Source organism: Acinetobacter sp. YH12023 (assembly GCF_013420135.1).
In the GTDB taxonomy this organism is placed as follows: domain Bacteria; phylum Pseudomonadota; class Gammaproteobacteria; order Pseudomonadales; family Moraxellaceae; genus Acinetobacter; species Acinetobacter amyesii.
In genome coordinates this window covers 150,237-163,303 of record NZ_VOYU01000003.1, presented here as the reverse complement: position 1 = coordinate 163,303, position 13,067 = coordinate 150,237, and the positions used below count along the sequence as shown (strand labels likewise).

General features: G+C 40.7%; 12 protein-coding genes. 9 read left to right on the top strand and 3 right to left on the bottom strand.

All coding sequences use genetic code 11. The features are described 5' to 3' along the window. Nucleotides 1-59: 59 nt before the first annotated feature. Entirely contained in the window at nucleotides 60-410 is a 351-nt protein-coding gene (locus tag FTT92_RS03780; protein WP_078188731.1) for a hypothetical protein, read from the bottom strand. 253 nt (nucleotides 411-663) lie between these two features. Between FTT92_RS03780 and mnmG the strand changes: the two genes are divergently transcribed. The 3 genes from mnmG to FTT92_RS03765 all read left to right on the top strand — a co-directional run bounded on the left by mnmG (nucleotide 664) and on the right by FTT92_RS03765 (nucleotide 4,534). After that, nucleotides 664-2,544, top strand: coding sequence for a tRNA uridine-5-carboxymethylaminomethyl(34) synthesis enzyme MnmG (mnmG, locus tag FTT92_RS03775; RefSeq protein ID WP_180003879.1), 1,881 nt, complete (start codon nucleotides 664-666; stop codon nucleotides 2,542-2,544). A 343-nt stretch (nucleotides 2,545-2,887) separates the two neighbouring features. Beyond that, nucleotides 2,888-4,093 carry a 3-(3-hydroxy-phenyl)propionate transporter MhpT gene (mhpT, locus tag FTT92_RS03770; protein WP_168377614.1) on the top strand — a complete coding sequence of 402 codons (1,206 nt, stop codon included), beginning with the start codon at nucleotides 2,888-2,890 and terminating at the stop codon, nucleotides 4,091-4,093. Nucleotides 4,094-4,207: 114 nt separating this feature from the next. Beyond that, nucleotides 4,208-4,534, top strand: coding sequence for a hypothetical protein (locus FTT92_RS03765; protein ID WP_078193710.1), 327 nt, complete (start codon nucleotides 4,208-4,210; stop codon nucleotides 4,532-4,534). Between the two features lie 70 nt (nucleotides 4,535-4,604). On the opposite strand, the gene glnG is transcribed toward FTT92_RS03765, so the two are convergent. Both glnG and glnL read right to left on the bottom strand, forming a co-directional pair. Continuing rightward, nucleotides 4,605-6,080 carry a nitrogen regulation protein NR(I) gene (gene glnG / locus FTT92_RS03760; protein ID WP_180023811.1) on the bottom strand — a complete coding sequence of 492 codons (1,476 nt, stop codon included), beginning with the start codon at nucleotides 6,078-6,080 and terminating at the stop codon, nucleotides 4,605-4,607. Then, nucleotides 6,070-7,176 (bottom strand): nitrogen regulation protein NR(II), encoded by a 1,107-nt coding sequence (gene glnL, locus FTT92_RS03755; protein WP_078193537.1) that lies wholly within the window; start codon nucleotides 7,174-7,176, stop codon nucleotides 6,070-6,072. The genes glnG and glnL overlap by 11 nt, the downstream gene beginning before the upstream one ends. A 352-nt stretch (nucleotides 7,177-7,528) precedes the next feature. Between glnL and rimO the strand changes: the two genes are divergently transcribed. The 6 genes from rimO to ispC all read left to right on the top strand — a co-directional run bounded on the left by rimO (nucleotide 7,529) and on the right by ispC (nucleotide 13,064). Next, nucleotides 7,529-8,872 (top strand): 30S ribosomal protein S12 methylthiotransferase RimO, encoded by a 1,344-nt coding sequence (gene rimO / locus FTT92_RS03750; RefSeq protein WP_111883759.1) that lies wholly within the window; start codon nucleotides 7,529-7,531, stop codon nucleotides 8,870-8,872. A 45-nt stretch (nucleotides 8,873-8,917) separates the two neighbouring features. Continuing rightward, on the top strand, nucleotides 8,918-9,646 hold the full coding sequence (pyrH, locus tag FTT92_RS03745; RefSeq protein ID WP_078193535.1) for a UMP kinase: 729 nt from the start codon (nucleotides 8,918-8,920) through the stop codon (nucleotides 9,644-9,646). A gap of 79 nt (nucleotides 9,647-9,725) precedes the next feature. Then, nucleotides 9,726-10,280, top strand: coding sequence for a ribosome recycling factor (gene frr, locus FTT92_RS03740; protein ID WP_078188724.1), 555 nt, complete (start codon nucleotides 9,726-9,728; stop codon nucleotides 10,278-10,280). A 6-nt stretch (nucleotides 10,281-10,286) separates the two neighbouring features. Beyond that, nucleotides 10,287-11,042, top strand: coding sequence for a polyprenyl diphosphate synthase (gene uppS / locus FTT92_RS03735; protein WP_180041113.1), 756 nt, complete (start codon nucleotides 10,287-10,289; stop codon nucleotides 11,040-11,042). Next, complete coding sequence (locus FTT92_RS03730) at nucleotides 11,043-11,867, top strand: CDP-archaeol synthase (protein WP_180094482.1); 825 nt, start codon at nucleotides 11,043-11,045, stop codon at nucleotides 11,865-11,867. After that, nucleotides 11,868-13,064, top strand: coding sequence for a 1-deoxy-D-xylulose-5-phosphate reductoisomerase (gene ispC / locus FTT92_RS03725; RefSeq protein ID WP_180171483.1), 1,197 nt, complete (start codon nucleotides 11,868-11,870; stop codon nucleotides 13,062-13,064). Nucleotides 13,065-13,067 lie beyond the last annotated feature (3 nt).

Sequence of the window (13,067 nt, the reverse complement as noted above, 5' to 3'; positions counted from 1 at the left end):
ATGTTTTACCCGCTTTATTTTTGATCTGTTAATTGGTCGATATTTTCATTGACAACTGTTTATTTAGGACGAGGGGGAGTGAACCCTAAAGCACATTTTCCTTTAATTTCTTGTCCATTAATCGTTGCAGTAGTGGCTTTTGCATCTGCACTACATGTGCTTAATAATTCTGCTTCTTCGCCATGCAGATTTGCATTTTTGGAAGAGCTAAAAAATTGTGGTTCGCAGGTACCATTCCAGATAATACCGCGATAGGCAAATGATACTTGAGCGCCTTGGCTTTTACCTTTACAGACTTGTTGATATCGCTGTGCATCATACACTTTCTCAACTTTATCATTGGCTGAGGCAGCAAGTGGTGATAAACATAAACCGCATAAAACCGTGGATAGCAAAATATTCTTATTCATGCTTATAGTCCTTATGATTCTCATGGGATCTATAACAGAATAAAAAATCATCAGAATAAAACAACAATCTTCGAGTAACATTTGCTTGAGAAATGTATATTTTTATATGGAATATGCAAAGTATGTATGTTCATAAAGAAATATATAGGCATAAAACAGTAGTCAATAACAATAAAATCGAGTTAATCAGTCAACTTATCGGTGAAGTTTTGCTATAATCTTCCGTCATCCTTTTTTAATCTCCTTTACCACTATGCATTATCCTAAAGTTTACGATGTCATTGTTATCGGCGGCGGTCACGCGGGTACTGAGGCAGCTCTTGCTGCGGCACGTATGGGTCGACAGACTTTACTCTTAACTCATAATATTGAGACTTTAGGGCAGATGAGCTGTAATCCAGCCATTGGTGGTATTGGTAAATCACATTTAGTACGCGAAATTGATGCTTTAGGCGGTGCAATGGCATTGGCTGCCGATAAAGGTGGTATTCAATTCCGTATTTTAAACTCACGTAAAGGTGCGGCTGTTCGTGCGACTCGCGCACAGGCTGACCGTATTCGTTATAAAGCTGCGATTCGTGAAACCTTAGAAAATCAAGCGAACTTGGATATTTTCCAACAAGCAGCTGATGACCTTATTGTTGAAGGCGATACCGTTAAAGGTGTAGTCACCCAAATGGGTATTCGCTTTGATGCGAAAACTGTTGTATTGACTACAGGTACATTCCTAGGTGGTGTGATCCACGTAGGTCTAAATAATGCTTCAGGCGGTCGTGCGGGCGATCCTCCTTCAATTTCATTGGCTGCGCGTCTTCGTGAATTGAACTTACCTGTAGGTCGTTTAAAAACAGGTACACCGCCACGTATCGATGCACGATCAGTTGATTTCTCTGTAATGACGCCGCAGCCAGGTGATTTCCCATCTCCGACTATGTCGTTCATGGGTGATGCGTCCATGCATCCTGAGCAAATCAATTGCTATATCACACATACCAACGAGAAAACTCACGATATCATTCGTGGCGGCTTAGACCGTTCACCAATGTATACCGGTGTGATTGAAGGTGTAGGTCCACGTTACTGCCCATCGATTGAAGATAAAATTCATAAATTTGCCGATAAAGATTCGCATCAAGTGTTCTTGGAACCTGAAGGTCTAGATACACATGAGCTTTATCCAAATGGTATTTCAACTTCATTACCATTCGATGTTCAGTTTGAATTGGTTCGCTCGATTCGTGGTATGGAAAATGCGCACATTTTGCGTCCGGGTTATGCAATTGAGTACGACTATTTCAACCCACAATCATTGAAATTCTCTTTAGAAACCAAATCGATTAATAACCTGTATTTTGCGGGTCAAATTAACGGTACAACAGGTTATGAAGAAGCGGGAGCGCAAGGTTTGCTTGCAGGCTTAAACGCAGCACGTCGTGCATGGGATCAAGAGCAATGGACACCAAAACGTGATGAAGCGTACATGGGTGTATTGGTTGATGACTTGATTACTTTGGGTACTAAAGAACCGTACCGTATGTTCACTTCGCGTGCGGAATACCGTTTGATGTTGCGTGAAGACAATGCGGATCAGCGTTTAACAGCAATTGGCCGTGAAATGGGTCTGGTGGATGACGCACGTTGGGATTCTTTCTGTCAAAAAATGGAAGCTGTTGAAACTGAAAAAGGTCGTTTACAACACCTTTGGGCAGCGCCAAACAATCCACTAGGCAAAAAATTCGTTGAAATGACTGGCGATGACCTGTCAAAAGAAACCAATGCAATTGATTTGCTCAAACGTCCAAATATCAACTTTGCGCAAATTGCTGAATTGACGGGTTCTGAAGTTTCAGCATTTGTGGGTGAGCAAATTGAAATTGCTGTGAAATATGCAGGTTATATTAACCGTCAGCAAGAAGACGTTGCGCAAATGAAGCGTTTGGAAGATACGCGTATTCCAGCTGATTTTGATTATGATGTCGTTTCTGGTCTTTCACGTGAAATCACCATGAAGCTGAAAAATGTATTGCCTGAAACATTGGCACAAGCAAGTCGTATTCCGGGTGTTACACCTGCGGCTGTTCAATTGGTGATGATTACGATTCGTAAGAATAACCAAGCGAAAAAATCTGCATAAGATTTTGAGTTAAATAAAAAACCCGCTCAGTTGCGGGTTTTTTATTGTCAATAAATTATTGGTTGTTGGTATTTGATCGGATTAAATGAATATTTTGATCATCATTAGTTTTAGCTATGGTTTGATTATTAAAATCTTTCATAAACCTAAGTGATTGATAATGAATTATAAATACAAAAAATAAGATCTAAAAACTATTGATATACAAAGTTTTAAGTCTTAATAGTGGGCTTTTGGTCGTGTGAATTCCGACCTTTGTAGTGGTATTTATTCTACCCAATAAAGCCGAAACTTCAGGGTATGGCGTACAAGTGGGTTTACGCTACATGAATGGAGTTCGATTATGGCAAATCAACAATCGGGAAAAATGCAAAAATTTCTAACGGTATTTTTGTGTTTCTGGGTAGCATTTTTTGAAGGTTTTGACCTGCAAGCGCCCGGTATCGCGGCAAAAGGAATCGCAGCGACATTTTCCTTAGATCAGGTGCAAATGGGCTATGTGTTTAGCTTAGGTGTGTTTGGTATGTTATTTGGCGCGTTCTTTGGGGGGCGTGTCGCTGACTATTTGGGACAGAAGAAAGTCCTGATGCTGTCGATTTTTATCTTCGGTGTATTTATGTCGATTACGGCAGTTGCACCAAGTATTGAAATTTTATATATCGCACGATTCTTTACAGGTTTAGGTTTGGGTGCTGCGATGCCAACGATGATCTCGGTGGTGGGTGATGAAGCGACGGATGCTAACCGTGGGCGCTTAAATAGTTTGATGTACTGTGGCTTACCCGTAGGTGCAATCTTTGTTGCTGGCTTGGGTATTATCTTTAAAGATATCTCATGGCATACACTATTTTTAATTGGTGGTTTAACGCCTTTAATCTTGATTCCATTCATGGCGATTATCTTAAAAGATAAGCGTACAGAAAAAGTTCAGGCAGAAACCAAGGAAACGGTTCCACCGATGGGGCAAATCCTTTTTGCTGAACAGCGTTATAAGTATACATTGCCGCTTTGGCTGAGTTTCTTCTTTACCTTAATGGTGAACTATATTCTGATCAGTTGGTTGCCTAACTTGCTTATGGAACAAGGGTTGGAAAAGCAACAAGCTTTTATGATCATGTTGATGTTCCAAGTGGGCGCAGTGATTGGTACGCTGGGTTTAGGCTACTTGCTGGATCGCCTAAAATTATGGCAAATGGCAGTGATTATCTATTCAGGTTTGTTTGTGGCATTGTTTGTGCTGTTTACAACAAATTCCATTCCTGTACTCATTGCTGCAGGCATCATGGGCGGAATTTTCTCTACAGGTGGTCAATCGATTTTGTATGGGATCTCTCCAATTTTCTATACACCAGCTGGGAAAGTGACAGGTGTGGGAAGTGCAATTTCATGGGGACGTTTGGGTGCAATGACAGGTCCATTACTTACAGGCAAGATTTTGGCGTTAGGTCTAGGAACGACAGGTATTTTAATTGCAAGTGCGCCGGGTATTGCTTTGTCGGCTATCGCGGTGGCTGCATTATCTGCCTATAAGTCATCCCTTAAGAAATAATCGAAATCAGTCAAATTTAAAGGAGCTACGGCTCCTTTTTTATTGAATAAATATCTTTAGCTGAAACTAAGTTTTGTTAGAATAAATCTAATATTTATGAATAAATTTACTTTTATGTCTTATCAATTGATCGAACTTGATATTTCTCCGTCAGATAACATTCAGTGTCCACATTGCCAGCAGCAAGTGATTGATTGGTCAGAAGAGCAGTATGTACAGCCATGTGAGCATGTGCTGTTTATTGCAATGGATATTGGTTTTGAGTTTATTACCGATGAATTTGAGCAAACTATGCAGCATACAGTCGATGACTTGCATGCTAATGATGATCAGTATCATATGTTTACTGAAATTACCGCCTCGAGCTTCCCTGAGTTTCTGATTTATAAGTCTGATTTAGGGGTGGAAGGTTATTCACGTTATGTCGGCTTTACGGCATAAAATATTGTTAAAAAATCTCAAAATAAAAAAGCCAGTCAAGTGACTGGCTTTTTTAATGTAAATCAGAAAATTAACTTTCTAATTCTTCTTCGACATCATCTTCGGCACTGTCCATGCCAAGTTCTTTGAGTTTACGGGTTAAGGTGTTGCGACCCCAACCTAAAAGTTCTGCAGCATGACGCTTACGCCCACGTGTTTGTTGTAGTGCAGCATTGATGAGGGTGCGTTCAAACATTGGTGTTGCAATATCTAGAATTTTCATCTCACCATTTTTAAGTTTTTGTACTGCCCATTGACCAAGTAGCTCATCCCAATGATGCACACCGATGCGATCAATCCCTTGAGCAGCAGGGTTACCATCTGTGCCTTGAATTGGAATCTGTTTTAATTCAGAAGGTAAATCTTCTGGATACACTTCACGGCCTGTGATCATAACCGTTAACCAACGACAGGTATTTTCAAGCTGACGCACATTACCTTGCCATGGTAGTTTTTGCATGTATTCTTGCGTTTCAGGACGCAGAATCTTCGGACTTACCCCAAGTTCTTTACCTGCACTTGCTAGGAAGTGTTGTGCAAGCATCGGAATATCTTCACTACGATGTGCAAGTTTTGGAATATGAATACGAATCACGTTTAGACGGTGGTACAAGTCTTCACGGAAGCGACCTTCATGTACTAACTTTTCTAAGTCTTGGTGCGTTGCCGCAACGATACGGACATCCACCTTGACCGGGATGTGACCACCAACGCGGTAGAATTCGCCATCCGCTAAAACACGCAATAAGCGGGTTTGGGTTTCAAATGGCATGTCACCAATTTCATCAAGGAAAAGAGTCCCGCCATTGGCTTGTTCAAAACGCCCTTGACGCTGTGTGTTGGCACCGGTGAACGCGCCTTTTTCATGACCAAATAATTCAGTTTCGATCAAATCCTTTGGAATTGCCGCCATGTTGAGCGCAATAAAAGGCTTGTTGCCACGTGGTGAATGCTTATGCAGCGCATGCGCAACCAATTCTTTCCCTGTGCCTGATTCACCATTAATTAATACAGTAATGTGTGATTGAGAAAGACGACCAATGGCACGGAAGACTTCCTGCATAGCAGGTGATTCACCAATAATCTCTGTAGATTGAATCGGTTGAATGGTTTTAGCAGATTCTTGTTGTTGTAATTTGGCAATATGTAAAATTGCACGGTTTACAAGAGCTAAAGCTTCATCAATATCAAAAGGTTTTGGTAGATATTCAAAAGCACCCGTTTGATAGCTCGACACAGCAGATTCTAAATCTGAATGTGCGGTCATGATAATTACAGGTAAGTCAGGGTAGTTGCCTTTGACTTTACCTAAAAAGGTCAGTCCATCAATACCCGGCATACGGATGTCTGTCAAAATAACATCTGGCGCATCGACACTTAACTGATCTAAAGCGGATTGTGCTTCTTCAAAACTGGTAACATCAAAACCTTCTTCTTTGAATGTTTTTTCCAGCACCCAACGCATGGCGCGATCATCATCGATGACCCAAATCTTATTACGCGACATGATCTGACTCCCAAGGTAAATATAGGCTAAATACTGTTTTTCCAGGAACTGATTGGCATTCAATCATTCCGTTATGTTGATGCATAATATTTTGTGCAATGCTAAGGCCGAGACCTGTGCCTTTCGCTCGTCCTGTCACTAAAGGGTAAAATACGGATTCTAATATTTCTTGTGGGACACCTGGTCCATTGTCCTCGATGTCAATGCGTACCGCAGAACGTTTTAATACACCGTTGATGGTGACTAGCCGTTGAATACGTGTGCGCAAGGTGAGTTCTGGTTGATGCTCAACAAAGAACTCTTTATTTTCAGTCATCGCCTGAACAGCATTAACACTGATATTCAGCATGACCTGAATTAATTGATCACGATCTGCGAAAACATCCGGTAAAGAAAGGTCGTAATCACGGGTGATCTTAATTTTCTTCTTGGTTTGGTTGACGATCAGTGAACGAACACGTTCAAGGGGTTCATGCACATTGACTGGCTCGTAACTTGGCAATTGTCTTGAACCCAGCATGGTGTCAGCAAGATTTCTTAATCGATCCACTTCACTAATAATAATGTCGGTGAATTCACTGTACTTCGGATCATTTAAGCTACGCGCTAAAAGTTGTGTCGCCCCACGGATACCACCGAGAGGATTTTTAATTTCATGGGCAACACCACGAATCAGTTGTCGTGCGACTTGATGCTGTTGAATCAGGTTTTCTTCTTTAGAGATTTTCAACATCCGGTCGATTTGATTGAGTTCAATCAATAGCAACGGGTGGTAGGGTTTGCCAGAGTTGAGCTGTGACACGGTGTAATCAACATGAATGTCTTTAAAGTTGACATTAATCGTTGCTTCTCGGCGCGTATAGTGCTGGCCAGAAGTTAATGTATTCATTAATGCATCATGCGTATTGAATTCATCATCGGGCATATGGAGTAAATTTAATACAGGCTGACCTGATGCACGAAGTAAGCTGATGTCAAAAAGCGCTTCACATGATGAATTTAAATAAAAAATATTCAGGTTGCTATCGACCAATAAAATGGCAGTGGTTAAATTATCCACTAAAAGCCGGTAATCAATCGTCATAGTCTGATCCATTAGCGAGAGGTTCCTGTCTTAAAATGGCGCAATGGCATCTTCATAAAGCAAATCGTTCAATCTAATAAGGTTCGAATTGATGCAAGTTATGCAAGATATAAGCCAACTATTTCAGAAATACGCTAAGTTTTGATGCTTATTTGAATAAATGCGCTTATTTAAGACTTTAAATAAAGTGTATAGCTGATTAAAAACAGGCTGTAAATCTAAAATGCATTAAAATGGTGCAAATGAATTTATATGGATGAATTTATAGCATTATTTTGGTGCGTGATATAAAGAGTGGCCTTTTCACCTGTTTTTATGTTTTGAAAAGACATACAATACGCGGATTATAGTGGAGCGCAGATTCATGAAATCCCCCAAAGTCGGTTTTGTTTCTTTAGGTTGTCCTAAGGCATTGGTAGATTCCGAACGAATTTTAACTCAGTTAAAGACTGAAGGTTATGATGTAGCATCAGATTATGATGGTGCCGATTTAGTAGTTGTAAATACCTGTGGTTTTATTGAATCTGCAGTACAAGAGTCGCTAGATGCCATTGGCGAAGCGATGAGTTCAAACGGTCGCGTAATTGTGACTGGTTGTTTAGGTAAAGACGAAGACAAAATTCGCCAAATGCACCCAAATGTCTTAAAAGTGACAGGTGCTGCGGCATATCAAGAAGTGATGGAAGCTGTGCACGAATACGTGCCTGAGCCACCGAAACACAATCCGTTTATTGATCTAGTACCTGAACAAGGTATTCGATTAACACCAAAACATTATGCTTATTTGAAGATTTCAGAAGGTTGTAACCATCGTTGCACATTCTGCATTATTCCGAGCATGCGTGGTGATTTGGTTTCTCGTCCAGTAGGTTCAGTATTGACTGAAGCTCAAGCGCTGAAAAAAGCAGGTGTAAAAGAAGTCCTTGTGATTTCTCAAGATACATCGGCTTATGGCGTAGACACCAAATACAAATTGGACTTCTGGAACGGTCAGCCCGTTAAAACCAAATTCTATGACATGTGTGAAGCATTGGGTCAATTGGGTATCTGGGTGCGTCTGCACTATGTATATCCATATCCACATGTGGATGCTGTGATTGACTTAATGGCGCAAGGCAAAATTTTGCCTTATTTGGATATTCCATTCCAACATGCAAGTCCTAAGATTTTGAAACTCATGAAACGTCCTGCGCACAGTGAAAATACACTAGAGCGTTTAAAAGTTTGGCGTGAGAAATGTCCTGATCTTGTGATTCGTTCTACATTTGTTGTGGGCTTCCCGGGTGAAACTGAAGAAGACTTCCAAATGTTGCTTGATTGGTTAAAAGAAGCGCAGCTTGATCGTGTGGGTTGTTTTACTTACTCACCAGTTGAAGGCGCGACTGCAAATGATTTGCCAGATCATGTGCCTGAAGAAATCAAACAAGAGCGTTATGAACGTTTCATGCAAGTTCAGCAAGAAATCTCTGCTGCGAAATTGCAAAGTCGTATCGGTCAGAAAATGACAGTACTTGTGGATGATCTTGAAGAAGAGTTCCCAGTTGCTGTTGCGCGTTCTTATGCAGATGCACCTGAAATTGATGGTAATGTTTTTGTGGAAGATATCGATAAGTCAGTGATTAAAGCAGGTGATTTACTTGAAGTAGAAATCACAGATGCAGATGAATATGACTTATTTGCAAAACTAATCTCGGTTAAGTCTGCTTAAACGATTCATTAAAAATAATTGAAATTAAATAATTCGGAGTTGATGATGCTTGATTCTAAAAAACCACGTTTTGGTCGCATCTTGCTTAAGCTTTCAGGTGAAGCTTTAGCGGGCAATAAAGAGATGGGTATCGATGCACAAGTGCTCGATCAAATGTCACTCGCAATTGCGCACCTTGTTGGTTTGGGTGTTCAAGTGGGTATCGTTGTCGGTGGTGGTAACCTTTACCGTGGTAGCCAATTACAAAAAGATGGTTTGGTTGGGCGTGTAACAGGTGACCAAATGGGTATGTTGGCGACTGTGATGAACGGTTTGGCGCTTCGTGATGCTTTGGTGCGTCGTAATATCAAAACTCGTCTAATGTCGGCTTTACCCATTGGTGCAGTAGTTGAATCATATTCTAGCCGCGATGCAATTCGTCATTTAACTCGTGGCGAAGTATGTGTATTTGTCGCAGGTACGGGTAACCCATTCTTTACGACAGATACAGCAGCATGCTTACGCGGTATCGAGATTGAAGCCAATCTTATCCTTAAAGCGACGAAGGTTGATGGCGTATACAACAAAGATCCAAGTAAATATGAAGATGCAGTGAAATACGATGCATTAACATTTGACCAAGTTTTAGATGAAAAACTGGGTGTGATGGATTTAACTGCGATCTGCTTATGCCGTGACCACAACGTTCCACTTCAAGTATTTGATATGAACAAATCAGGTTCATTACTTTCAGTGGTAATGGGTGAAAAAGAGGGTACTCACGTTACTAACTAATGTACGTGGGCCCTAAAGCTCTTTATACTACAAGCTATTTTAGAATTTACATCTTTTCGAATTAAGTTAGGAAGATCACATGATTAACGATCTTAAAAAAGACGCAGAAGACCGTATGAATAAATCTCTAGATTCTCTAGAGCATGGTTTTGCCAAAGTTCGTACAGGCCGCGCGCACCCATCAATTTTAAATGGTGTTATGGTTCCTTACTATGGCTCTGATGTGCCATTAAACCAAGTGGCGAACGTGGGTGTAGAAGACTCTCGTACTTTACTTGTTCAGCCTTTTGAACGTTCAATGGTTGCTGCAATTGATAAAGCAATCCGTGAATCTGACTTGGGCTTAAACCCGATTACTGCTGATGCGATCCGTGTTCCTATGGCTGCATTAACAGAAGAAACACGTAAAGACATGCAGAAAGTTGCACGTAACGAAGCTGAAAATGCAAAGGTTGCGATCCGTAACATCCGCCGTGATGTTTTGGGTGATATCAAAGCATTGTTGAAAGAAAAAGAAATTTCTGAAGATGATGAGCGTCGTGCGGGTGATGACATTCAAAAAATCACAGACAAATTCGTTGCTGAAGTTGAAAAACGTCTGGCTGCAAAAGAAGCTGAATTGATGAAGGTCTAAGTTTTAATGACCTCATCTGAAGAAACTTCCCGTCTTCCAAAACATGTTGCCATCATTATGGATGGCAACAATCGTTTTGCCAAAAAGAATCAAATGCAAAAAGGTGAAGGGCATCGTTCTGGAAAGGACATCCTAGATCCTATCGTTGAACATTGTCGTAAAAGAAATATCCAAGCACTGACCGTTTTTGCTTTTTCGAGTGAAAATTGGAATCGTCCTCAGTTTGAGGTTGATTTGTTGATGGCTCTTCTTGAAGAAACCATTCATGAACAGTTGCCACGCATGGAAAAATTTAACATTTCTCTACGTTTTATTGGTGATCGTTCTCGTTTATCTCCTAACTTACGTGACTTAATGTTGCAAGCTGAACAAAGGACTGCTAATTTCGACAGCATGACTTTAACTATTGCAATTAGTTACGGTGGTATGTGGGATATGACACAGGCTGCAAAAAAAATCGCAGCAGATGTTTTAACTAACAAAATAAATCTTGAAGCAGTGGATGCTGAAGTCTTTGGTCAATATGTCAGTTTAAGTGATCTACCTCCGGTAGATTTGTTAATTCGTACAGGTGGTGATTTCCGTCTCTCGAACTTCTTGCTTTGGCAAGCTGCGTATGCAGAACTTTATTTTACCCAGACATTATGGCCTGAATTTACCATTGAAGAATTTGACGACGCACTAGCGGTATTTGGTGGTCGTGAACGTCGTTTTGGTAAGACTTCAGAGCAGATTCAACAAGAGCAGTTTGAGAATAAATAAATGTTAGAGCGGATAATAACCGCATTGGTACTGGTTTCAGTTGTATTGAGTTGCATGTTTGCAACCGAGTCTAAATACCCAATGCTTGTGCTGATGATTATTGCATCAGCTGTCGCGGGTTATGAGTGGTTCAAACTCATGCCGCGTAATACAAAAAATGTGATTAAGCCTTTCGCTTGGGGCTATGGTCTAGTCACTGCTATTCTTTCAGCACTAGCATTGCATTTTACAGATGTTGCATTACTGCTTTGGGCGGCTTCGATCTTTACTTGGATCTTAAGTGTCTATTGGGTGAAGTCTTATCCTGATTACGATAACTGGTATAACCCGAGTCTCAGTGGTATTGGTTTAGTCTTAGTTCCTGCTGCGGTAACTGCTATTTTTTCTGTGTGGATGAACTCACCGTGGTGGCTCATGTATCTGTTCCTGTTGGTATGGGGTGCAGACAGTGGTGCATACTTCGTGGGACGTAAATTTGGTAAGAAAAAACTTGCACCAGATGTGAGCCCAAATAAATCGATCGAAGGTTTATATGGCGGTCTATTCACTGCAATGCTAATTGTTATTGTTGTTGAAATTATTTATCTTGATTTAAGCATCGCTGAACATATTTTATTTTTAATACTTTCAGTAATAACAGTATTTAGTTCAGTACTTGGTGATTTATTTGAATCGATGATCAAGCGTCGTGCAGGGATCAAAGATTCTGGTCGTATTCTTCCCGGACATGGTGGTGTGCTGGATCGTATTGACTCGTTGCTTGCTGCAGCACCTATCTTTGCGGCAGGTATGTATGTTTTAAAATTAATTGGCGTAGATTTATAGATGTCACAATCTGTTTGTATATTGGGTGTAACAGGATCCATTGGTCAAAGTACTTTAAAGATTCTGCAGCAGCACCCCGAAGAGTATTCAGTTTTTGCAGTCACTGCACATAGCCGAATTGTAGAACTTGTCGAAATATGCAAACAATATCGACCGAAAATCGCAGTTGTTCCATTAAATAAGGTGGATGAACTGCGCCAATTACTCGTAGCTGAAAAATTAAATGATATTGAAATCCTGCATGATGAAGCAGGATTAATCGCAGTGGCAGAACATCCACAAGTTGATGTGGTCATGGCCGCTATTGTGGGGGCTGCAGGGTTGCTACCTACATTGGCTGCTGCGAAAGCGGGTAAGCGTGTCTTACTAGCAAATAAAGAAGCGTTGGTGATGTCGGGTGACATCATGATTCAGACCGCACGTGAAAATAATGCTTTGTTACTGCCAGTCGATTCTGAACATAATGCAATCTTCCAATGCTTGCCTGAAACTTATCTACAAGGTGAGCGTCATGGTCAGCCAAAGCTAGGTGTCAAACAAATTTTACTTACCGCTTCTGGTGGTCCATTTTTACATCATAGTTTAGAACAATTGCAAAGTGTAACGCCGGCCCAAGCCTGTAAGCATCCAAATTGGTCGATGGGGCAAAAAATTTCAGTTGATTCTGCAACGCTGATGAATAAAGGCTTGGAATTGATCGAAGCCTGTCATCTTTTTGCAGTTGAAGAACAATTTGTAACAGTTGTTGTCCATCCACAGAGTATCATTCATTCAATGGTTCAATATGTAGATGGTTCGACTTTGGCGCAAATGGGTAATCCTGATATGTGTACGCCTATTGCTCATGCATTAGCATGGCCGAAGCGTATTCAAACACATGTGCCTCCATTAGATTTATTTATTCATTCTCAGTTAAATTTTGAACAGCCTGATATACAGCGATTCCCAGCGCTAAAATTAGCACGTCAAGCCATGAAGGCTGGAGGCTTAGCTCCTACGATTTTAAATGCAGCCAATGAAATCGCCGTGGCAGCATTTTTGCATGAGAAAATTGGCTTTACTCAAATCCCTCAAATTGTGGAACATGTGTTGGGGCAAGTTGAAAACTCAGCTGCAAATAATATTGATGTTATTTTACGTGCAGATAAATCGGCACGTATGGTTGCTGAAAAAGCAGTATTGAATTCAGGAAGTTAAGAC